Source organism: Oculatella sp. LEGE 06141 (genome assembly GCF_015207605.1).
GTDB lineage: Bacteria > Cyanobacteriota > Cyanobacteriia > Elainellales > Elainellaceae > Oculatella.
The window spans coordinates 1-21,706 of sequence record NZ_JADEWO010000040.1; the positions used below are offsets into that span (position 1 = coordinate 1).

Annotated in this window: 18 protein-coding genes and 1 pseudogene; 10 read left to right on the top strand and 9 right to left on the bottom strand. The window is 52.4% G+C overall.

Features of this window, described 5'->3' with window-relative positions:
- The 3 genes and pseudogenes from IQ268_RS22375 to folB all read left to right on the top strand — a co-directional run.
- Window positions 1–720, top strand: a pseudogene (locus tag IQ268_RS22375) (DNA polymerase III subunit gamma/tau); the annotation flags it as partial.
- A 79-nt stretch (window positions 721–799) separates the two neighbouring features.
- Window positions 800–2,107: a glutamate-5-semialdehyde dehydrogenase gene (locus IQ268_RS22380; RefSeq protein WP_193883890.1), complete on the top strand. Its 1,308-nt coding sequence runs from the start codon at window positions 800–802 to the stop codon at window positions 2,105–2,107.
- A 34-nt stretch (window positions 2,108–2,141) separates the two neighbouring features.
- Entirely contained in the window at window positions 2,142–2,510 is a 369-nt protein-coding gene (gene folB, locus IQ268_RS22385) for a dihydroneopterin aldolase (protein WP_193883893.1), read from the top strand.
- Here folB and IQ268_RS22390 read toward each other — a convergent pair.
- Window positions 2,482–3,447, bottom strand: coding sequence for a DnaJ C-terminal domain-containing protein (locus IQ268_RS22390; RefSeq protein WP_193883895.1), 966 nt, complete (start codon window positions 3,445–3,447; stop codon window positions 2,482–2,484). The two genes, folB and IQ268_RS22390, sit on opposite strands and share 29 nt — an antisense overlap.
- A 193-nt stretch (window positions 3,448–3,640) precedes the next feature.
- Window positions 3,641–5,890, bottom strand: a complete 2,250-nt coding sequence (gene dnaK, locus IQ268_RS22395) for a molecular chaperone DnaK (RefSeq protein ID WP_193883897.1) — start codon at window positions 5,888–5,890, stop codon at window positions 3,641–3,643.
- A gap of 344 nt (window positions 5,891–6,234) precedes the next feature.
- Here dnaK and IQ268_RS22400 point away from each other — a divergent pair, with 344 nt between their 5' ends.
- The 3 genes from IQ268_RS22400 (at window position 6,235) to glmM (ending at window position 9,151) form a co-directional block, all read left to right on the top strand.
- On the top strand, window positions 6,235–7,158 hold the full coding sequence (locus IQ268_RS22400) for a sulfotransferase (RefSeq protein ID WP_193883899.1): 924 nt from the start codon (window positions 6,235–6,237) through the stop codon (window positions 7,156–7,158).
- A 26-nt stretch (window positions 7,159–7,184) separates the two neighbouring features.
- A complete protein-coding gene (locus tag IQ268_RS22405; RefSeq protein WP_193883900.1) occupies window positions 7,185–7,484 on the top strand; it encodes a hypothetical protein in 300 nt (99 codons plus the stop codon).
- Between the two features lie 185 nt (window positions 7,485–7,669).
- Window positions 7,670–9,151 carry a phosphoglucosamine mutase gene (gene glmM / locus IQ268_RS22410; protein ID WP_193883902.1) on the top strand — a complete coding sequence of 494 codons (1,482 nt, stop codon included), beginning with the start codon at window positions 7,670–7,672 and terminating at the stop codon, window positions 9,149–9,151.
- Between the two features lie 11 nt (window positions 9,152–9,162).
- Here the strand turns inward: glmM and IQ268_RS22415 are convergent, their stop codons facing one another.
- Entirely contained in the window at window positions 9,163–10,206 is a 1,044-nt protein-coding gene (locus tag IQ268_RS22415; protein ID WP_193883904.1) for a DUF1611 domain-containing protein, read from the bottom strand.
- Window positions 10,207–10,300: 94 nt separating this feature from the next.
- On the opposite strand from IQ268_RS22415, the gene IQ268_RS22420 reads away from it, so the two are divergent.
- The 3 genes from IQ268_RS22420 to glmU all read left to right on the top strand — a co-directional run bounded on the left by IQ268_RS22420 (window position 10,301) and on the right by glmU (window position 13,239).
- The gene (locus IQ268_RS22420) at window positions 10,301–10,438 is read left to right on the top strand and encodes a hypothetical protein (RefSeq protein WP_193883906.1); all 138 of its coding nucleotides are present in this window, start codon (window positions 10,301–10,303) and stop codon (window positions 10,436–10,438) included.
- 205 nt (window positions 10,439–10,643) lie between these two features.
- The gene (locus IQ268_RS22425) at window positions 10,644–11,666 is read left to right on the top strand and encodes a two-component system response regulator (protein ID WP_193883908.1); all 1,023 of its coding nucleotides are present in this window, start codon (window positions 10,644–10,646) and stop codon (window positions 11,664–11,666) included.
- Between the two features lie 187 nt (window positions 11,667–11,853).
- Window positions 11,854–13,239: a bifunctional UDP-N-acetylglucosamine diphosphorylase/glucosamine-1-phosphate N-acetyltransferase GlmU gene (gene glmU / locus IQ268_RS22430; protein ID WP_193884006.1), complete on the top strand. Its 1,386-nt coding sequence runs from the start codon at window positions 11,854–11,856 to the stop codon at window positions 13,237–13,239.
- An 83-nt stretch (window positions 13,240–13,322) separates the two neighbouring features.
- Here glmU and sir read toward each other — a convergent pair whose 3' ends face one another.
- The 4 genes from sir to IQ268_RS22450 form a co-directional block, all read right to left on the bottom strand.
- Window positions 13,323–15,251 (bottom strand): sulfite reductase, ferredoxin dependent, encoded by a 1,929-nt coding sequence (gene sir / locus IQ268_RS22435; protein WP_193883910.1) that lies wholly within the window; start codon window positions 15,249–15,251, stop codon window positions 13,323–13,325.
- Window positions 15,252–15,572: 321 nt separating this feature from the next.
- Entirely contained in the window at window positions 15,573–16,091 is a 519-nt protein-coding gene (locus IQ268_RS22440) for an outer membrane beta-barrel protein (protein ID WP_193883912.1), read from the bottom strand.
- Between the two features lie 615 nt (window positions 16,092–16,706).
- On the bottom strand, window positions 16,707–17,594 hold the full coding sequence (locus tag IQ268_RS22445) for a hypothetical protein (protein WP_193883914.1): 888 nt from the start codon (window positions 17,592–17,594) through the stop codon (window positions 16,707–16,709).
- Window positions 17,595–17,648: 54 nt separating this feature from the next.
- Window positions 17,649–18,161, bottom strand: a complete 513-nt coding sequence (locus IQ268_RS22450) for a hypothetical protein (protein ID WP_193883916.1) — start codon at window positions 18,159–18,161, stop codon at window positions 17,649–17,651.
- 469 nt (window positions 18,162–18,630) lie between these two features.
- Here IQ268_RS22450 and IQ268_RS22455 point away from each other — a divergent pair, with 469 nt between their 5' ends.
- Entirely contained in the window at window positions 18,631–20,121 is a 1,491-nt protein-coding gene (locus IQ268_RS22455) for a sodium:solute symporter family protein (protein ID WP_193883918.1), read from the top strand.
- Between the two features lie 10 nt (window positions 20,122–20,131).
- Here IQ268_RS22455 and mug read toward each other — a convergent pair whose 3' ends face one another.
- Window positions 20,132–20,683 carry a G/U mismatch-specific DNA glycosylase gene (gene mug / locus IQ268_RS22460; protein WP_193883920.1) on the bottom strand — a complete coding sequence of 184 codons (552 nt, stop codon included), beginning with the start codon at window positions 20,681–20,683 and terminating at the stop codon, window positions 20,132–20,134.
- 118 nt (window positions 20,684–20,801) lie between these two features.
- Entirely contained in the window at window positions 20,802–21,566 is a 765-nt protein-coding gene (locus tag IQ268_RS22465; RefSeq protein ID WP_193883923.1) for a hypothetical protein, read from the bottom strand.
- Window positions 21,567–21,706 lie beyond the last annotated feature (140 nt).

Genomic DNA, 21,706 nt, shown 5'->3' on the forward strand with positions numbered 1-21,706 from the left:
CCCCTGCCCCCAGAGCCGCCACGGAAAGCAGCACCGAGCGATCGCCCAGTCGAAGCGAGTCCAGCCGCTCAGTTGGTCGATTTGGGGCAAACATGGCAGGAGATCTTGAGCCTGGTTCAGCCATACTCGACTCAGATTATGCTGCGGCAACAATGCAACTTATTGTCTTTTAGCGGCAAAGAGGCGCGAATTGGCACCAGGTCGCAGCCGTTGTTCAAAATGGCTAAAGACAGACTGCCAAACGTTGAAGCGGCATTTGCAGCCTATTTCAACCATCCGGTCAAAGTCAGTTTGGAGGTGATCGCAGCGGAGAGTATGCCAACGACGGTTAGTGAGTCGCCCTCTGCCTATCCGTCTACGAATGCAGCACCTGCTGCTCCATCTGCCTCTCCCTCTCCGCCGTTCCAGACTCCACACAACGGCAGTTCCAATGCGTCGCCGATGCCGATTGCGTCTGCACCGCGTCCTACCCCTGGCCCTGCCAGAGAGAGCATGCAACCGACAGTATCCACTGACGTGGAGCGATCGCCCGCCATACCAATGGGATGGCAAGACGAAGATGAAGTGGTACGAGCTGCCAAAAGTCTGGCACAGATGTTTAACGGCCAAATCGTCAGCATGGAAGACCCGGTAGTAATTGATCCAAATGCAGCAGAGTTTGTTGCCGATCCGAGTGAAGCGGAAGCGGGTGAAGACAGCGCCGATGATGTGCCGTTTTAACGGCATCCCCGCAACCGTTTAGGATAGAGTTATCGTTCTTTAACCAACTGCGCTTCCAGGTTGGCATTGCAGATCTACTATGACAGCTTCCCAAATTGCTTCTTCCTCCCTAACCACACTGGCGCAACAGACTCGCGGAGCCGCCCGAGCGCTAGCCGTTCTTTCAACTGAGGCTCGTAACCAGGCGATCGAGGCGATCGCCCAGGCGCTTGAAGCCGCAGCACCGCAGATTTTGGCCGCCAACGAGGCAGATTGCGAAACCGCGCTAGCAGAGGGACTGGCCAGGCCGTTATATGGGCGGTTAAAGCTAGATGAGGCGAAGTTAAAGGGAGCGATCGCAGGCGTTCGAGACGTGGGTAAGCTGCCTGACCCAGTGGGCGCAACCCAGATTCACCGCGAGTTGGATGCAGGGCTGGTGTTGCAGCGAGTCACCTGTCCGGTGGGTGTATTGGGCGTTATTTTTGAATCTCGACCGGATGCGCTGGTTCAAATTGCTACCCTGGCGATCAAGTCGGGAAACGGTGTCATCCTCAAAGGCGGCAAAGAAGCGATCCGCTCCTGCGAGGCGTTAACTCAGGCCATCCATGCTGGTTTGTCCCGCGCTGGAGTTGACCCAGCCGTGGTGCAGTTGTTGACCACCCGCGAAGAGACACGGGAACTGCTGCGGTTAGACCAGTATGTTGATTTAATTATCCCCAGAGGCTCCAATTCCTTTGTCCGGTTTGTGCAAGACAATACCCGAATTCCAGTGTTGGGACATGCCGACGGCATTTGTCATCTGTATATTGACCAGGCGGCTGATTTAGACCAGGCAATAGCGATCGCCACTGATGCCAAGGTTGGCTATCCTTCGGCGTGTAACAGCATTGAGACGCTGCTGGTGCATCAAACCATTGCAGCCACTGTGTTACCAGCCTTGGCCGTTGCGCTGCACGCCCACGCCGTTGAACTGCGGGGCGATCGTCGTACCTGCGAACTCATTGATATTGCTACGGCCACCGAGGCCGACTGGTCAACGGAATACAGCGACTTGATTCTGTCTATTAAAACGGTGGATTCGCTGGAAGAGGCGATCGCCCACATCAATACCTACGGGTCTCGTCACACCGAGGCGATCGTTACCCAAAATCAGCAAACGGCTGAAACGTTTATCAATCAGGTGGATGCGGCTGGCGTATTTCACAACTGCTCGACCCGCTTTGCAGACGGCTTCCGCTATGGCTTTGGGGCAGAAGTCGGCATCAGTACCCAAAAAATGCCGCCGCGTGGGCCGGTTGGGTTAGAAGGGCTAGTCACCTACAAGTATCGTGTTGTGGGCAACGGTCACGTTGTGTCTACTTACTCTGGAACCAATGCAAAACCCTTCACCCACCGAGATTTAGCTTAGCGATCGGCACGTTCCTCCTCACTGGTCTCTTGATATGGACTGTATTCAAATCAATGGAATTCGTGCCTACGGCTACACCGGGGCATTGCCAGAAGAGCAGGTGTTAGGGCAATGGTTTGAGGTCGATTTGACGCTCTGGCTGGATCTGTCGGCGGCGATCGCTAGCGATCGCCTGGCAGATACCCACGACTATCGGGCTGATGTCAAAGCGATTCAGAACCTGTTAAAAACTCGTAAATTTAACCTGATTGAAGCCGCCGCAGGGGCGATTGCAGACACCGTGCTGTCATCATCTAACGTGGAGCAGGTACAGGTACGGCTCACTAAAGTTGCCGCTCCCATTCCGGAGTTTGATGGCAAGATTGCGGTTGAAATTACACGGGCAACCCCGCGCGAGGGTTAAACGTTTCTACTTGCCGCAACTTCTCGTAGATGTCGCGCTCTTGGGGAGTGATATCTCTGGGAATCACCACTTGAATTTCGACAATTTGATCGCCTCTGCGGCCATCGAGCGGATAGCCTTTGCTGCCCAGCCGCAGCTTCTGCCCCGAGCGAACGCCAGCCGGAATCATCATCTTCACCAGGCCATCCAGAGTCGGGACTTCGATCGCCCCACCTAGCACCGCTTCACTGGGCGTTAACGGCACCTGGCAATACACATCCGACCCTTCCACGCGAAAGAAAGGATGGGGAGACACATCGATTTTGAGGTAGAGGTCACCTCCAGACACTCCCTGCCCCCGCAGACGAATTTTTTGGCCGTTTACCATACCGGGAGGCATGTTCACTTCCAGCGATCGCCCATCTTCCAGACGAATCCGCTCTCGTCCACCCTGATAGGCTTTCTCTAGCGGCACCGTTAAGCGGGCTTCGGCATTGCGAGGCCCCGGACGCGAGACGGTATAGGCGGTTCGGGTTGTGCCAGGCCGGTACGGATCGCGTGCCGATCGCCGTTCAGCCGTTTCTCCGTCTTCATCCCGGTTGAGCAACTGATCTACAAAACTGTTGAAGTCTGGAAACTGACTAAAATCAACATCAGTATTAGCAGTGCGGCTGCCGGCTCGTCCACCCCACGTCTTAGCGCGAGGGGTCGCAGAGGACTGAAAACCTCTCTGCTTCCAGAAGCGGCTGAACTGGTCGTATTGCGCTCGCTTACCTGGGTCAGAGAGAACCTCATACGCCTCACCCACATCCTTAAACTTTTCCTCTGCCGCCTTATCGCCCGGATTCATATCCGGGTGATACTGCCGCGCTAGCTTTCGGTAAACTCGCTTGATCTCTTCAACGGTAGCGTCTCTGGGAACTCCCAGAATATCGTAATAGTTCCGAAAGTTTTGCATGGGTTAGAAGCGATGGGCAACAGGCAACAGAAGTGGAATTATAAACAGCTACAGTAATTTGGCGCGTCGGTCAGGGAAATTGCGAGGTGATCTCGGAGTCTCTCAAGTTTTAGCAGGTTTTGAGACAGGATCGATTGAACGACTCGTTCAACTGGTCACCGACTGGCAATCCGTTCGCCGGACGATGACCTAACTACCAATCATCATCGTCGTCCCAGTCATCGTCGTTAGCATTCCCATAACGAGTTGAGCCACCATCATATGGCGGACGACGATTGGGTGGCGAGGAACGGTTGTCGCGATAGGGGTCGCGATCGCCGTAGGGATCGTTGCGCGGTGGATTACTGCGGGCAGGATTGTTACGCGGTAAATCGCCCCGGGGTTCATCTGCCGGATAACGGTTCTTAGGATAAGACTCATAAGTATCACGGTTGTCGCGATCGTAGGAGTCACGGGCGTAGGGGTCGCGGTTTGCATAGGGGTCACGAGCGTACGGGTCGCGGTTTGCATAGGGGTCGCGATCGCGGTCGAAAAAGTCGTCGTCGTAGTCATCCGAGAACAGTTCACCAATGCCCGATACCGTGCGACGAATCGACCCAAAGAAGTCAGTCTCGTCTTCTTCGTCTTTAGTAAACTCGTACACTTCACGGTTCAGGTCGTACAACGCATCCTGCAAATTGGCCTGCGTCATGTCAATGCCGCGATCGTCATTTCGCTTCAGAGTATCGCGCAACTCTTGCACCAAATTTTCGATGCGGCGGCGGTGGCCGCTGGCAAACTGCATGCCAAAGTCAAGCGCTACCTCGCGCAGTTGCCGTTCGGCTTGAAAGGTCAACGCTTCCGCTTTGGTTCGTTTCTCGACTTTAGAACGGCGTTCCCGGTCTGAGTCGGCATAGCGTTCGGCTTCCTGAATCATGCGGTTCACTTCTGACTCGCTCAGCGTCGAAGCGCCCTGAATCGTCAACCCCTGCTCTCGACCAGTAGTGCGATCGACAGCGGTGACCTGCAAAATGCCGTTGGCATCAATGTCAAACGACACCTGAATCTGGGGAACGCCCCGTGGTGCAGGCGGAATTCCCATCAGCTTAAAGCGACCCAGGGATTTGTTGTCGGCTCCCATTTCCCGCTCTCCCTGAAGAACGTGAACTTCAACCAGTGTTTGATTATTTTCCGACGTTGAGAACACGTCCGATCGCCGCACCGGGATGGTGGTGTTGCGCGGAATCAGCTTCTTCATCACGCCGCCAATGGTTTCTAGCCCCAGCGATAGAGGTGTGACATCTAATAGTAAGATGTCCCGCACTTCCGAGGTTAAAATTCCCGCTTGAATCGCCGCACCAACCGCCACCACTTCATCCGGGTTGACGTTTTCGTTTGGCTCTTTGTCAATCAGCGATCGCACCAACTCTTTAACAATGGGAATCCGGGTCGAACCGCCCACCAGCACAATCTCGTCAATCTGCACGGGGCTGAGTCCGGCATCGTTCAGCGCTTGCTTGACGGGTAGCCGCAATCGACTGATCAAATCGCCGCACAGTCCTTCAAATTGCGATCGGGTCAGCCGAGTTTCAATATGCTTGGGGCCATCTGCCGTAGCCGCAATAAACGGCAGGTTGATGTCGGTCACCGTTACGCCCGATAGCTCAATTTTGGCTTTTTCCGCCGCTTCCATCAGCCGTTGTAACGCCTGGCGATCGTTGCGTAACTCAACCCCTTCTTGCTCTAAAAACTGCTCGGCCAGCCAGTCAACAATCTTCTTATCAAAGTCGTTTCCGCCCAACTGGGTATCGCCGCTCGTCGCTTTCACCTCAAACACGCCATCGCCAACGTCCAGGATCGAGACATCAAACGTGCCGCCACCCAGGTCAAACACCAGAATGGTTTGGCTTTCCTGGCGATCGAGACCATAGGCCAGCGCCGCCGCTGTGGGTTCGTTCAAAATTCGCATCACGTCAAGACCAGCCACTCGCCCCGCATCTCGGGTGGCCTGCCGTTGCGAGTCGTTGAAATAGGCTGGTACGGTAATGACAGCACCCGTGACGGGTTGCCCCAGATATCGTTCTGCTTCATCAGCCAGCTTCCGCAACACCATTGCGGCAATTTCTTCGGGCGCAAAGTCTTTTTGCTGGCGAGGACACTTAATTTTGACATTCCCCATTTCGTCTCGACGCACGGTGTAGGGAACCCGCTTCGAGTCTGGACTTAGCTCGGCATACTTGCGCCCGATAAAGCGTTTGACGGCATAAAACGTATTTTGGGGGTTCAGCACCGATTGGCGACGCGCCATCTGCCCCACCAGGCGTTCGCCCTCTCGCGTAAATGCAACCACAGAGGGCGTAGTCCGCATCCCTTCTGCATTAGCAATGACAACGGGTTTGCCGCCTTCCATAACGGCTACCACTGAGTTGGTTGTGCCCAAGTCAATGCCGACTACTTTACCCATGCGCCGCGATGCTCCTCGCCTAATCTGATCGAGCGTTGCAAATGTTCACTGAACTTATTCTATCTTGCACCTGATGGTGCGCCTTGTGTGGATTTCCGTCAATCCTGGACAGCCGTCTACATTTGGTTCGGTTGCAGTGCAGACCACCCTACACTGTGCCGTTGTAACGGCTAGCTACACCAATATAATCCGCGCCAGCGGACTATGCAGAACTGGAGACAGTATACGCTGTCGCCTTGGCTTTACGTTGCAAATGCCCCAACACCCGGTGAAGAATGGGGAGGCTAGGAGCCGCGATCGCCCTATACTTTCAGTGAACATCATCCATCAACATTTGAACAAAAATGGTATCTGGCAAGCCAATATTAGTTACAGGCTCCCATCGCTCGGGGTCAACCTGGATTGGCAAGATGTTAACGGCATCTCCTGAACTAGTTTACGTGGATGAACCATTCAATCTTTATCATCACTTGCTGTTTCAACCCACTATATTCGACCACTGGTTTACTTACGTCTTGCCTGAAAACGAACAGCGCTATTTTAAGTATCTTCAAACAGCGATCGAGGCAAAATTTAACCTGGTTCTGGATGCCAACACGATCAAAACCGGGCGCGATCGCCAGCGGTTGCTTCAAACCTATCTTCAGTCTCTCAAAAAGCGATGGACTGGAGCCAGACCATTAGTCAAAGATCCGATCGCGCTGTTTTCAGCCGAGTGGTTGGCAAACACCTTTAATATGGATGTTGTTTTAACCATCCGTCATCCTGCGGCATTTGCTTACAGCCTAAAACGAGCCAATTGGACACATGATTTCTCCCACTTTCTGGCACAGCCGCTATTGATGCGAGATTACCTGCACCCGTTTGCAGCGCAGATCAGCGAGTATGCAGCGAGCGAAAAAGACATTATCGACCAGGCAGCGCTGTTATGGAAACTGATTCACTACAGGGTTTCTATGTATCAGGTTCACCATTCTAACTGGATCTTTGTGCGCCACGAAGATCTCTCCCGTGACCCGATCGCGCAGTTTGCCAAACTGTTTCAGCAGCTCAATATTGCTTTTTCGCTGGATATTCAAGCCACAATTGCAGACTATAGCCGTCCGGATGAGGCGATCGCCGCCAATCCGCAGCTTGGCTTTTCCAAACGAGACAGTCGGGCAATCATTACATCCTGGAAGTCGGGGTTAAGCCCGTCCGAAATCGAGCGAATTCGACATCAGGTTGGCGATGTCGCCTCTTCCTTTTATTCTGAACAAGACTGGTAACATTGGCGTGAACTGAGGTAATGGTTGTGGCGGCTTCCCTGGGTTATCGACTGGAGCAATACACACTCAAGCGCCCCCATGAAGTGTTAATGGTTACGGTTGACCTTGGGGCAGACATCGATCAAATTGTCATCTTTAAAGGGTTTTCCAGTTCTCTGGTCAATCCCACCGCATTTGACCCAGATATACCTGTGCTGCCAGATAACGCTACGATTACGGCGATCGATCGCCTCGAAAGTCCCTACCATCCCCAGCATCCTCGCTACATTCAGCAGGGGTTAACGTGGGCAGAAATGCAGGAATTGTTGGCAGAGGTGGGGCTGTAGAGGTAGGACGCTAGCGGTGGAGCGGTGGGGCGATCGCCTACTACTGACATAGAAGAGTGTACCGACACATCCCTGATGGCCTTAGCAAGTACAGTTTCTCGTCCGTCACAGAAGATAGTGGATCTTGAATAGGGAGATGCTATGCTCTCACGTGTGTGAGTGTGAGATATGGAGTGTTCGCTTGAATGGTACTCTCTTCCCCTGTTTCTAACCAATTTCCACAACCCAATCGTCCCGATGCGTCTTTTCTGCAAAATCTGCCCGCTGGGTTAAAGCACGATCTGTGTCAAGTGCTGTCACTGCCAACGACCAGTATTTTCGGTACGGACGGCATCCGTGGTAAAGTTGGCGACCTGCTAACAGCCCCCCTTGCGCTTCAGGTGGGGTATTGGTCAGGTCAAGTGCTGCAAGCGAACGGCAGAGGGATAGGGCCTATTATCCTGGGTCAAGACTCGCGTAACTCCAGCGACATGCTGGCTCAAGCCCTGGCAACCGGACTAACGGCGGCTGGCCTGGAAGTGTGGCATCTGGGACTGTGCCCAACCCCTGCCGTGGCCTACCTTACGGCCCACTCTGCTGCCGCTGGGGGAGTGATGATATCGGCAAGCCACAACCCACCCGAAGATAACGGCATTAAATTTTTTGGCGCAGATGGCACGAAGTTGTCTCCCGCCATGCAAGCCCAAATTGAAGCAGCCCTGCGGGGCGATCGCCCCATTAGCCTCACCGCAGCGATCGCCAACCCAGGTCATTATCATCACCGCCCGGAACTGTTAGAGCGGTATACCCAGTCGCTACAGCAATCTCTGTCGCAGCATGGCTCGCTGACCGGGATGAAGATCGTGCTGGATCTGGCATGGGGTGCTGCTGCTCAGTTGGCACCCTGTGTATTTACTGCCCTGGGAGCCGAGGTCATCTGCTTGCACGATCAGCCCGATGGCGATCGCATCAATGTGAACTGTGGCTCAACCCATCTGGCCTCGCTCCAGGCCGCCGTTGCCAAACACCAGGCCGATTTGGGCTTTGCTTTCGATGGCGATGCCGATCGCGTCATGGCTGTCGATCCTCAGGGACGAGCCGTGAATGGGGATTATATTCTGTATCTCTGGGGGCAGGTGCTGCGTCAGGCCAATCTGCTGCCTCAAACCACCATTGTTTCCACCGTCATGGCGAATCTGAGCTTTGAGCGAGCCTGGCAAAAGCAAGGCGGAGTCTTGATTCGCACCGCTGTTGGCGATCAATATGTTCATGCCGAAATGCATCGCCTTGGAGCCATGTTAGGAGGTGAGCAGTCGGGGCATATTTTGAACTTCCACTATGGAGTGTCAGGTGATGGCTTGCTTACTGCGTTACACATGGCAGCAATGGTGCGGCAGTCGGGCACTTCACTAGCCGAGTTGGTAGACCAAAGCTTCAGCCCTTATCCTCAACTGCTGCGGAATGTGCGGGTAGACGATCGCGATCGCCGCCTCAACTGGCACACCAATGACATACTGCGGCAGGCGATCGCCCAAGCGGAGACAGCAATGGGGGATCAAGGCCGGATTTTGGTTCGGGCATCGGGAACAGAACCCGTGATTCGAGTCATGGTTGAAGCCGCAACGGCTGAGCTAGTGCAGTATTGGACCGATCGTCTCGCTCAGGTGGTGCAGCAGCAGTTTGCGTAGGGTCTGCCAACTTAGGATGATAGGATCGCATCCAACAATGGCGCGGCACCCATGCGAATCACATCGGTACAGGGCAACCCCGTTTCAGCCTGCACTTGTTCGATGGCACGCTGCGCTGCGGCGGCGCTGAGATGAAAGGTATTGAGGGCGATCGCCACTACCTTAGCGGGGGCAAATGCTCCCCCTGCTGCGGCCACCGTTTCATACACCTGAATCACAGCAGGCAATGGGGGAATGGGCACCTCCGGAAAGTGCTGAATCTGCGTCTGGCCAGCCCGATGAACCAATACAAGTTGCGTTGGCTGAGTGCCTCGCAGCAGCGGCAACGTTGCCGTAGAGGCTGGATTCATCAGCGATCCCTGCCCTTCTACATACAGCACATCATGGTTATCTCCCCAGCGCATCACCGCCTGTTCAACGGCTCCTGCCGCAAAGTCAATCCGAACGGCATCTAAAGCCACCCCGTCATGCCCTAACATCAGTCCTGTCTGCCCCGTGGCGATGAAGCGCGATCGCAAGCCTCGTTGTTGTGTGGCTTTGTTCAGTTCCAAGCTGGCCGACATTTTGCCAACGCTCATATCGGTGCCAACGGTTAGCACTCGTCTGCATGAGAGCGATCGCGCCTTACCACTGCCAACAGTTAAGCCTGGGGGTTCTCGACGAACATCCCAAATCCATTGATCAGGACGCAGCAGTTGGTTGAGTTCGGGATCAGTTGCCATCGGAGTATGCAGGCCGTTTACCACCGACAACCCAGCCGCGACTCCTTGTTTAACCTCTTGCCACCAATCATCTGGCAGGGCTCCGCCCGATGGAGCAATGCCGATCGCCAGCACGTTTGGCTGATAAACCAATGCCTCCATCACCGATGACACAATGGGCACCGGGCGATCGATTCCGGTCAGTTCTGCCAGCGATCGTCCGGTACTCTCATAATCCACCACGGCCACAACTGGGTTCTCGCCATAGCGTAACAGCGATAAGCCCGTTTTACCTTTTGAGGTTTGCAGCCCCTCATGGAGCAAAATAGCAATGCGGTCAGTAGCCATCAGCATAGGTGAGAAAACCTAAGTATTAACCCCAAAACGACGCGGCCTTTTCCAAACCAAGAGCAGGATGCGGGCTTTAGTCGTGTAGCCTCATCATAAAATGAGCATCCACTTCCTCGATGCCATCGTATTAACAAACAGTTCGCTCAAGCACAGCTCAGCCATTATTCTGGTCGAGCGGGTAGATTTAGACCTGTTGGCAGATTGTATTTTTTTCAATGTGATTAAATCGGCTTAAATGAATTTCACGTACTTCATTCGCCAGGAACCGCATTGATCATCTCCAGATCTCCGTAAAAAACCTGATTCCCTGCTCTGGTGAATTGCCCATACTGAGGGAACACCTGTGGATAAACCTACCGTTCAGTAGACAGCGTTGGTAAAAACTCATACATCAATTTGAGCCAGGCACCTCTACAGACATCAAAGTGAGACCTTCTTCTGTGAGTTATCTTGATTCAGATCGTCCCAAAATTCTAGTGGTTGATGATCATCCTTCCAGTCGGATGACTGCGGCTGCGCTGTTATCTGTCGAAGGATACGATGTAATCGAAGCAGATAGCGGCGTTGCTGCACTCCGTTGTATTACGCAAGTTAATCCTGACCTGATTTTGCTTGATGTGATGATGCCGGGGATGGATGGTTATGAGGTGTGTCGCTATCTTAAGCAAGATGAGCAGACCCGGCTCACCCCTGTTATCTTCATCACTGCCTTAAACGATCGCCGCGCTCGTCTTCGCGGCATTGAAGCAGGGGGCGATGACTTTCTCACTAAACCATTTGACCAACTCGAACTGTCAGCCAGAGTGAAATCATTAATTCGGCAAAAACGACTCAATGAAGATCTAGACCACGCTGAGCAGGTTCTATTTTCCATTGCTCGCACCGTTGAAAGCCGCGATCCCAATACGGGCGACCACTGTGAGCGGCTTGTGGTTCGCAGCAAAACCTTTGGCGAATTCCTTAACCTGTCGCGGCTAGAAATTCGCAACCTGATGTGGGGAGGCTATCTGCACGACATCGGCAAAGTGGGCATTCCTGATGCTGTGTTGTTAAAGCAGGGCAAGCTGACCCCAGATGAATGGGATGTGATGCGTCAGCATGTCGTCATTGGCGAGCAAATTTGTCAGCCGTTACGGACGATGCGAGGAGTTGTGCCGATCATTCGCCACCATCACGAGCGCTGGGATGGGTCTGGCTATCCAGATGGGCTAATGGGCAACGATATCCCCTATCTTGCCCAAATCTTTCAGGTAATTGACATTTATGATGCGCTAACGAGCGATCGCCCTTATAAATGCGCCTTCTCTGCCGAGGAATCATTGGAAATTATGGCGGAAGAGGTGAAAAGGGGATGGCGTAATCCAGAGTTGATCGAGCAGTTTACCCAATTCATTCAGTCGAATGTTGAGGAAACGGCCAGTGTCGAAGCAATGCAGGATAAGGAACATGTGTTTGTGGATTAAGCACACCTGCTAATCCATGCAACCTGATCCATGCAACTTTGATGCAGTCGGCTCGGGGGGCGGCAATTTAGTACATCGCTGCAAGCATATTAAGCAGCAATGAATAATCAAAAACAAGCAGGGGCAAACGGCGTATAACAGCCAGAAGCGCGATATACTCCGGTGGAGCAATCTGGTTTGTATGAGCATGATAGCGGTAGCAATTCTGGCGGCTGGCCGTGGGACACGGATGAAATCCCACTTACCTAAAGTCCTCCATTCCTTAGGGGGGCGATCGCTGGTTCAACGAGTTTTAGACAGTCTTTCTGACATCCAACCATCCCGACGGTTGGTGATCATTGGATACGGTGGCGATGCTGTGCAAGATGCATTGCAGCTAGAGGCCGGGTTGGAATTTGTGTTGCAGACCGAACAACTGGGAACGGGTCATGCGGCACAGCAATTAATGCCTCATCTACAGGGGTTTGAAGGCGACCTGCTGATTCTGAATGGTGATGTGCCTCTTATTCGTCCGCAAACCATCAAGCTGTTGTTAGATACGCATCAGCAGGCGCAAAATGCCGCTACGATCCTAACGGCACACCTGCCCGATCCGAAAGGGTATGGACGGGTGTTTTGCGATGGGCAAAACATCGTGAAGCAGATTGTAGAAGATCGAGACTGCACGATGGCACAGAAGCAAAACCGACGAATTAATGCTGGTATTTATTGTTTCCGCTGGTCAGCGCTGGCAGAGATACTTCCTCAACTGCAATCGAACAACGATCAGCAGGAGTATTATTTGACCGACACAGTCAACTATCTGGAACCTGTGATGGCGGTTGATGTGGACGACTACCAGGAAATTTTAGGAATTAACGATCGCAAGCAGTTAGCGTCTGCCTATGGCATTCTGCAAACGCGAGTCAAAGAAGATTGGATGGCCGCTGGGGTAACGATGGTTGATCCAGACAGCATCACCATTGACGACGCGGTGCAGATTGCGCCCGATGTCATCATTGAACCGCAAACGCATCTGCGCGGCAAAACCTCGATTCAGTCGGGTTGTCGCATTGGCCCCGGCAGCCTGGTGGAAAATAGCCAGATTGGTAAAAACGTAACGGTGCTGTACTCGGTGGTCACTGACAGTGTGGTTCAGGCTAACTCGCGTGTGGGTCCCTATGCCCACCTGCGCGGACGAGTGGAGGTAGGAGAAACCTGCCGCATTGGTAACTTTGTGGAGCTGAAAAATACCACGCTGGGCGATCGCACCAACGTGGCTCATTTAAGCTATCTCGGAGATGCAACGGTGGGCACCCAGGTTAATGTGGGCGCAGGAACGATTACAGCCAACTATGATGGCGTGAACAAGCATCCCACTGTAATTGGCGATCGCAGCAAAACCGGGTCGAACAGCGTTTTAGTTGCGCCGATTACTGTAGGTGCCGATGTTACCGTTGCCGCAGGTTCCACCCTGACAGACGATGTACCGGATGATTCCCTGGCGATCGCTCGTGCTCGCCAGGTGGTCAAACCGGGCTGGCGTTTGCCAGAAGCGAAGAGTGACCAACAGAATAAGAAACCATCTGATTAGGGCAACCGCCAGTGCTGCCCAATCAAAAACCCGTGTTGGTGATTTAGATGCTGACCAACACGGGTTTAATATCTAGATTCGGCTTAGTTCAGCGTGTCTAAATATGCCTCAAGCGCTGCATGAACCAGCTCAGTCATCGGTTTACCCTGGCTCACCGAGGCCGATTTGAGGCGATCGTACATCTCATTTCGTACCCCAATGCGGTGACTGGATTTAATGCTAACCGCACCCTGTTTATAGCTAGTAGCAAACTGCCGTAGCGCCTCTAACCCAACCCGATTGCAAAAATCTCCAAAGCTTTCTGGCTCAGAGTGGCGCGCTTGCTCCTGCTTGAAGTAGACCAGCAGCGGCTCCAGAGTCGCCTCTAAATCGTCAATCTTCATGCTGTTGAGATAGGGTTCCGCCAGCCGAGTCTGGTTTGGACTGGCCCCGAGCCAGACCTGGTAGGCATCAGGTGCTTGCCCCACCAACCCTAGCTCCGCCAGGTAAGGACGGGCACAGCCGTTGGGGCACCCCGTCATCCGGGTAACAAAATGCTCTTGCTCTAGACCCAGCCGATCGAGCAGGGCACGGATGCGATCGAGAATGCTGGGCAGCACTCGCTCGGACTCGGCAATCGCTAGACCACAGGTCGGCAGGGCAGGGCAGGCCATTGAGTAACGAACGAGCGGATCGATTTCCGTTTCTTTTTTAACGCCGCACCGATCGAGAATTTGCTGAATGTCCCACTGCTGTTCTGGCTCAATCTCAGTAATCACTAAATTGTGATTGGGCGTGAGATACATGGGTAGGGCAAATTGCTGCTCGATTTCTCGCAGCGCCGTTTTTAGTTTGAATGAGCCGTCGTCTTTAACGCGGCCATTTTCAATAGAAATTCCGAGAAACTTCTTGCCGTCGCCCTGGTCGTGCCACCCCAGATAATCCTCGTACTTAAATTCTGGCAATGGCTTAAACGGCTCAATGGGTTTACCAAAGTAGCCCTCTACTGCTTCCCGGAATTTATCAACGCCCCAGTCGTGGATCAAGTACTTCATGCGAGCATGACGACGGTTGGCGCGATCGCCATAGTCTCGCTGAGTGGCAACGATCGCCTTCACCAGGTCATAAACATCGTCTTTGTCTACATAACCAATGGGATCAGCAATCCGGGCAAAGGTTTCTTCCTTGTTGTGCGTGCGACCCAGTCCACCCCCTGCATACACATCAAACCCCTGCAACTCCCCTTTATCGTTAGTGATAACGACCAGGCTGACATCTTGAGAAAACAGGTCAACCGAATTATCGCCGGGAACCGTGACCGCGCACTTAAACTTACGCGGCATGTAGTGAGTACCGTAAAGCGGTTCCTCCCCTTCATGCACCAGCGTGCCGTTGCCGTTGCGCTGCCGAGCTGCAACCACCTCTGGATTTTCCTCCGCCGTGATTGCTTTTTCGCCATCCAGCCAGATTTCGTAATAGGCACCTGTTTGCGGTGTCAACAGTTGAGCGACCGACTCGGCATATTGCTGGGCATAGGCATACTCTGGACGGTTCTTGTACGGAGCAGGGGGAGCCATGACGTTACGGTTAATGTCACCGCAGGCACCCAACGTAGACCCCATATTCTGAATGATGGTGGCGATCGCCGTTTTCAAATGGCGCTTCAAGATGCCATGAATTTGAAACCCCTGGCGCGTGGTGACTCTGAGCGTGCCGTTACCGTACTCATCGGCCATGCGATCGAGCGCAAGATAAAGCTGTGGCGGAATAAAACCAGCCGGATTTCGAGTCCGTAACATGAACTGGTAATCTTTTTCCTGCCCCTTCACCCGATTGTCTCGGTTATCTTGCTGGTAGGAACCGTGGAATTTAAGAATCTGAATCCCATCTTCACTGAAGTGGGTCGTATCTTGCAGAATTTCGGTGGCAACAGGCTCACGCAGAGCGTTACTGCGTTCTTTGAGGCCCTCAACTTTAGATACTTTTTTGGGCGGTTGTGAGGTCGTGGAAGAAGGTACGGGAGTTTTAACCATCAATGCTACCAGGCGGACTCTACTCTCTACAGATTTTTCCGGTAATCCGGTCGGAATTAAGGTGAATTTAATAGTCCAATCTTAGCATCGCATCCTCAAGACGAATTGCCTTAGATCGTCAGGAAAAGTTTTAAATTGTAAAACAGCCCCCAGTCAAAACTAGAGGCTGATAGTGTTTATTCTACAGAAGGCCAGGGCAGGTTGGGAGAGAATTGATCGGCCAGGTCGTTGGAGTTACCGCACCATCAGGCGATCGCAAACCCTGCCCTGGTTGAACTCATGTTCACACCGTTGACTGAGCAAGGTGACTAAGAAAGGGGCTTAGAATCGGTAGCCTGCACCGGCCTGTAAGCTAACTGCCGCGTTGGAGTTGTTTTGGAACGCGTCGATTCCGAGCTTCACGTCACCGTAGAGAACGAGGTTTCTCAGGACAGAGGATTCAACACCGGTGGTTAGCACCACAGAGTCCTGATTGCCCAGGGGAGTGCCCCGGCCATCGTTTTCGACGAAGGAGTAGCCTGCACCAGCGTAGACGTTCGTGTTGCGGGCAACGGGCAAATCGTAGGTGAGCAGAGGCATGATAGCGCTGTTGTCATCGCTGAAGAGGACGGCACCACGCACAGAGACTGGAGCCACGGGCAGGTCAACACGACCTTGAATGTTGCCACCGATGTCTGTGTCTTCGTTTAAGCCAGCAGCGACACCCGCGCCAACGTAGCTTCCATCCATGCCGCGAGTAGGAACGGTTTGGGCTGATGCAGAGCTAGCAAGGAAACCAGAGGCCAGCGCAACAGCAGATAGAACAGAAAGAGTTGCAGCGATTTTTTGAGAGAATTTCATGGTAATTTCCTGGAGAATTAGACGTTTCAATTTCAGGGCAACTAGACGTACTGAACCGATCGCAAACCTGTTGTTTTTGTGCATTTCATTCAACACGTTTGCAGTAACTATCGAGAGGTTCAGATCGGTTTTGTCATCATTCTGTTGGCGGTTCATTAACCTTAGAAGTTTGAACTTGTTGGGTTAATGGTGACTTCGCTCTCGATACTTCTGTTATAGTTTTTCGCAATGGAACCTGTTGGGGTGGAATGGGCTGTTTGCAAACTGTCACACACAACTGGTTTCAAAAACCGTAACGAATGTCGCCAGCTCGTTGTTTCGAGGGGTTCTTCGGACGTGAAGATTAGCAGAATGTTCCCAGCCAAACGGGTGAAAAACGGCTTATTTACTAAAGGCAAGTGGGCTATTTTTATTCTAATTAATATCATCAGTCTTAATAGGGGCGATCGCATTTCAAACGAGCAATGTTTTGCAGTAAGCCCTATAAAAAAGAAATAAAAAAAGGGGAAAGGCATTAATATCCCTTTCCCCTTTTTGCCGTAGCAATTAAACGCAAAGTGTGAGATCGTCCAGGTTAATAGAAAGCCAGTTGAGGCGTTTTGTTCCTAACGAGGCTTAAATTTCTGCGACAGCCCGTTCGATCAGACGACGAGACAAGGTTTGGATGCCCGTATGCTCGTAGTATTTGACATACATATCCAGAAACGCACCGAGATAGTCTAATTTGTCTTTGGAAATTTCGACAAATCGTTCCAGGTTGTTCACTACTTTGTCGGGGGTGAGGTTGTGAGAGGCGACAAAGTGCTGCATCCAACCCTTAGTAGAGTCAAAACTCTGAGTAATAAAGCTCAGTTGGCCGGATGGATCTCCGCCTGGAATCAAGGGACTAACCGCCTTGAAGGTCTGGTTTTGCTGCAAGTCAGATGGACTCATCTGCTTGACAAACGACAGAGCTTTAAGCGCAAAATCGGGGCCAAGCGGCACCAGACCATCAAAGCAAACCAGTGCAGCCATTCGCATTAGCGATTCGCCGCTGTAGTCTTTCAAGGCTGCAAGGAAGTCGCCAATACTGTCTCCGGGGATGCCGTTGATTTGGCAAAAGGCCACCAGTTCAACCACCAGTTTGACGGTAAGGTCAATGCTCTGTGCCCGTTCCGGCTTAGGAGTGAGGTTTTTGAGGAAGCCGAGAAAGGAGACATCTTGCCCCACTTTATTTGCCAGAGCAGCCGTACCCAGCGCCCCCGATGCAGAATCAACCGTTTGATAAAGCCATAGCGCTCGCTGGTAGCCCTGGGACTTGTCGTTGTAGAGGGTGACGGCGCGATCGCCAATTTGCTGAATCAGTTTTTCATCGGTTTCACCAGTGACGCTGCGAATGGTGTTTTCAAAGCCAGTCAAGTTTTGCCACTGACCGGGAACCACAAAATCCAATGACTTTAATGCTTTAACGGTTAAACCACCCGTGGGCAGCTTATCGACCAATTCATAAATGGAGTTACTCACAGTCAGATCCTTTGGGAGGGTTGCAGTGTTGAAGTGCGATCGGCTCAGGGGAGCTTATTGCAAATTCGCGAGGCCGTTCAGGTCAAATTTTTCAATCCAGGCGGCTCGGTCTTCTTGGGTAAAGGAGGGCGCGCGCGACAGCACCTTTACCTGGTAGCGATCGCCCACCAGAATGGCGGTTGCGGTTTGACCCTGTTCCACTGCTGGATAGGTTGCGATCGTTTCGGTACTGCTCTGAAATTTATCGGCGGCACCGCTACCTGTCGTGTCGCTAATGGCTAGCATGGCGACATTGACCCCGTCCTGGTTCACTTTGTATTCGGCAAAGCCCTGTTTTTCTTGGGCTGGCACAATCTCGTAGCCTTCTACCGAGCGGGGGAAGAACTGATTAAAGCTGCCGCCTTTCTGCGCGTCTGGATCGACCGCTGGAGGCGCACCTTTTTGAGTGGTTTCTTCTTGAGTTTGGGCAAATCGAGACGGCTCCTGGGGGGAGCTGCACGCCGAGACTAACAGCAGCAAGCTAAGCAGCAGCGGAGCAAGAACCCGCTGCCAACGGACAGAAACCATATACATCTCCTGTTGCAAAACAAATCCTCTGTTATTCTCGCTTGAGTGGATAAGTGATGCCCAGGATTCGGTAACGTTTATTCTTGGTATTCGAGACACGCCTGAAATACTAGAACTAGAAGCCGCAACGGAATTTATCAGGCTGTATTTAGATCAATTGGACAAAGCAAGGACGTGAACAATCCAACCGTAATTGAGCGATAGAAGAACGGGCTGACTTGCAGCGGTTACTGGTTAGTGATTGGGTAAGCCACAGTCCTATGAAACTGGCTGTCATGTTGCAGGTTTTGCCATCCCCAGACTCTTTACGTAGGCTCTGAATCGATCGCCCACATTTCTTGAATGCATTGCCCCCAAGCAACTTTGGTTGAATGTGTGCCTCTTTACAGTTTTATCGAGTCGCTATTTCTAGGATTTGGTTGTCCGGCTTCAGCTTTTCTTAATAATTTATAGCCAGGGTAAATCCTCAATGACAGACAGAATCCTGTTTTGGGGCATCTTGATTTTTCTCTTCTTGATGCTCGGTGTTGGAGTGTATACATCAAAGAAAATTAAAGGGGACAGCGTTAACTATATCGTTGCAGGACGGGGACTGTTGCTGCCACTGGCAACGGCGACGCTCATGGCTCAATCCGTCGATTCCAACGCAACGTTGGGCAACACAGATTTGGCGGCTGAATTTGGGTTTTGGGCTGGGGCAGCATTACCGATTGGACTGGCTCTCTGTTTGTTTTTGACGGGTTTATTTTTTGCTAAACCATTGAACCGTTTAGGGCTAATTACGCTGCCAGACTTTTACCGTTTGAAATATGGTCGGCTGACTGAGCTTATCGCCTCTATTGTGATGGTACTTAGCTTTTCATTCCTGCTGGCAGGCAACCTGGTGGCGGGTGGATTTCTGTTCCAAACGTTTTTGGGAACGAGCTACATCGCAGGTGTGATGATCATTGCCATTATCATCTTCATTTACACGGTGGCAGGTGGACTGTTTGCCGTTGCCTACACAGACGCGATTCAGGTCTTGGTGGCCTTCATTGGTTCAGTTGCGCTGATTCTGTATATCGGTTTCACGTTTGGAATTAACATTCCCAACGGCAATGGGCCATTTGCCTTTGAACAGCTTGCCGATCCGCAGGCCGGAGCCCTGGTGAACTGGGCGACGCTGTTTGCGCTGGGGCTGGGTGATATTGTGGCGATCGACTTTATGGAACGTGTATTTGCGGCTGATAGCCCACAAACGGCACAACGAGCCTGTTTCATGGGATCGATCGGCACCATCATCATTGGTGTGCCATTTTCAATTGTGGCGCTTTCTGCGAATCAAATTCTAGAGCAAGTGGGGGTCACAGCCGACGGGCCAGTGCTGTATGCATTGCTGCAAAATGTGATTCCGCCTGTCATTGCAATGGTGGTGCTGGCTGGAATTGTGTCTGCTTCGCTCTCAACGGGGGATGGCGCTATTTTGGGAACGTCTTCTGTGTTGGCTCAAAACGTGTTTGGCGTGAGGGAAACGGGCGATCGCATCGGGGGTGATAGGCTGTTGCTCATGACTCGCCTGATGGCGATTCCCATTACACTGTTGGGAATTTTCTTTGCCCTGCGGGTGCCTCAAACTGGGGTGCTGCTTTTGCTGGCGTTTGACATTGGGTTTGCAGGGTTATTGGTACCATTGGCGGGTGGGCTGTATTGGCCCAAGGCGACCATGCCAGCGGCGATCGCCTGTATCCTGACTGGCTCTACATCGCGACTGGTGCTGTTTGCGCTCATGCCCGTTACCTTTGGCATTGAGAACACGCTGCTGTATATTCCCAATGATATTTTTACCAGCGAGTTTGATGGTATTCCTACCCTGCTGAGTCCATTGATTGGGTTGGCGGTGTTTGTCATTACTTCCCACTTAACGTACCGGGGTGTGGGAACAGCCGATCGCTCGAAGCAGCGTGAATTGCAGCAGTTGTAACCCATAGGGGCTAGCCAACGGCCAGCAGCAATTCTCGATACACCCGTTTGAGATCGTCAATTTGATAATGGGCATTTAAGCCGCTGGGATTGGGTAACACCCAGATTGTGGCACTATGCAATGGTTCATCTTGTCGCCCCACGATCGCCTTGGGTCGCTTAAATGCAGTGCGATAGGCGCTAATTCCCAATATGGCTAAATACCGGGGTTGATAGCGCTCAACTTTGGTAGCCAGAGATTGCTGTCCGGCAATCAGTTCTGCATGGGTCAGCTGATCGGCGGTTGCGGTTGCCCGATCGGCGATGTTGGTGAGTCCATATCCCAATTGCAGCAGATCACGATCTTCAAATGGAGAGAATAATCGGTCGGTAAAGCCTGCCACATGTAGCGATCGCCAAAAGCGGTTTCCGGGACGGGCAAAGTGATGCCCAACAGCGGCACTGTAAAGGCTGGGATTAATGCCGCAAAATAGCACCTGCAAATGGGGAGCAATGATATCGGGGATGGTGGTACCGTAGGCCGCTTGAATTTCGGCTTTAGTTGGTTTTTGGGGAAGAGACATAACCACACTACAAAACAAGGGAGTCGCCTAAGTGACTCCCTTAGAATAACGAACCTTGAACAATGAATCAGTTGCAGATCCGTTGCAGATCCTTTGGTGTGGCGATCGCCAGTACAGGTTAGTACGAATTGGCGCTAAAGATATCTTCAACGTTTCCGGTGAAGTCACATTCCGCTGTCGTGCAATCGCGAAAGTCTACATGGAAGGTGCGATCGTCGATCCATTCAAAGCTGCTGATCTCCACATTGGGCGGCAATTCTTCCGAGAGTTGCGATTCACCCGCCGCCAAATCAACCACCACAAACCAGGTTGCTCCATCGTGCTGCTCTACCAACACGGCATAGCGTTCATCTGCCGTCCACTGCACCCAGGCAGATCCCCCATACTTGCCAATATCCACTTTTTCAGCGGTGGCCTCGCGGGTATTGACCAAATATACAGACCAACACAACCCATCTTCCGAACCTTCTGCCTCACACGCTTTGACAAAGCGAAACGCGCCTGACGGTGACGACGGCGAAACGATGAGCCGCTTGGCATAGGTGACGGTGTCATCGCTGCTGTAGCTGACCGGGATTTCGGATAGAAGCACTTCATCTCCATAGGCAAGCTCACCGTCTGCGGTGAAGGTGAGACCATCAACGGCTTGAGTAGGGAGAAGGGTTCGCCAGTCTTGCTGTTCGGCAGGGGCTTGCGTATCGGTTTGAACTACCTCAGATGGCGAACTACTCGCTGCATCGTTTAACTCAGACGACTTTTGATTTAAATCGGATGACGGTGGAATGACACTGCCACTGGTGCATCCTACCAGCAACAGAGTAGACAGCACACCAGCCCAAAGTGGCCGGATTGAGCCGACTTGCTGCTTTCCATCAGTACTCATTTTAATTACCTGCCTCAGGATCTACATCCTTGCGATCGCGGAAGAGTAACTTCACCGTCAAGTAGGCGAATTACGGAGAAAAAAAGGGTGGGCATTAGCCCACCCTACTCAAACTAGCTGTTGCAACCGAAACGGTTGAC

What these genes read in the sequence shown, in the direction of transcription:
- IQ268_RS22400 (WP_193883899.1), top strand. Translation starts at nt 6,235, where the DNA reads ATGGTATCTGGCAAGCCAATATTAGTTACAGGCTCCCATCGCTCGGGG.
- IQ268_RS22465 (WP_193883923.1), bottom strand. Translation starts at nt 21,566, where the DNA reads ATGAGTACTGATGGAAAGCAGCAAGTCGGCTCAATCCGGCCACTTTGG.
- mug (WP_193883920.1), bottom strand. Translation starts at nt 20,683, where the DNA reads ATGTCTCTTCCCCAAAAACCAACTAAAGCCGAAATTCAAGCGGCCTAC.
- glmU (WP_193884006.1), top strand. Translation starts at nt 11,854, where the DNA reads ATGATAGCGGTAGCAATTCTGGCGGCTGGCCGTGGGACACGGATGAAA.
- IQ268_RS22420 (WP_193883906.1), top strand. Translation starts at nt 10,301, where the DNA reads ATGAGCATCCACTTCCTCGATGCCATCGTATTAACAAACAGTTCGCTC.
- IQ268_RS22390 (WP_193883895.1), bottom strand. Translation starts at nt 3,447, where the DNA reads ATGCAAAACTTTCGGAACTATTACGATATTCTGGGAGTTCCCAGAGAC.
- IQ268_RS22455 (WP_193883918.1), top strand. Translation starts at nt 18,631, where the DNA reads ATGACAGACAGAATCCTGTTTTGGGGCATCTTGATTTTTCTCTTCTTG.
- folB (WP_193883893.1), top strand. Translation starts at nt 2,142, where the DNA reads ATGGACTGTATTCAAATCAATGGAATTCGTGCCTACGGCTACACCGGG.
- sir (WP_193883910.1), bottom strand. Translation starts at nt 15,251, where the DNA reads ATGGTTAAAACTCCCGTACCTTCTTCCACGACCTCACAACCGCCCAAA.
- dnaK (WP_193883897.1), bottom strand. Translation starts at nt 5,890, where the DNA reads ATGGGTAAAGTAGTCGGCATTGACTTGGGCACAACCAACTCAGTGGTA.
- IQ268_RS22450 (WP_193883916.1), bottom strand. Translation starts at nt 18,161, where the DNA reads ATGGTTTCTGTCCGTTGGCAGCGGGTTCTTGCTCCGCTGCTGCTTAGC.
- IQ268_RS22440 (WP_193883912.1), bottom strand. Translation starts at nt 16,091, where the DNA reads ATGAAATTCTCTCAAAAAATCGCTGCAACTCTTTCTGTTCTATCTGCT.
- IQ268_RS22415 (WP_193883904.1), bottom strand. Translation starts at nt 10,206, where the DNA reads ATGCTGATGGCTACTGACCGCATTGCTATTTTGCTCCATGAGGGGCTG.
- glmM (WP_193883902.1), top strand. Translation starts at nt 7,670, where the DNA reads ATGGTACTCTCTTCCCCTGTTTCTAACCAATTTCCACAACCCAATCGT.
- IQ268_RS22380 (WP_193883890.1), top strand. Translation starts at nt 800, where the DNA reads ATGACAGCTTCCCAAATTGCTTCTTCCTCCCTAACCACACTGGCGCAA.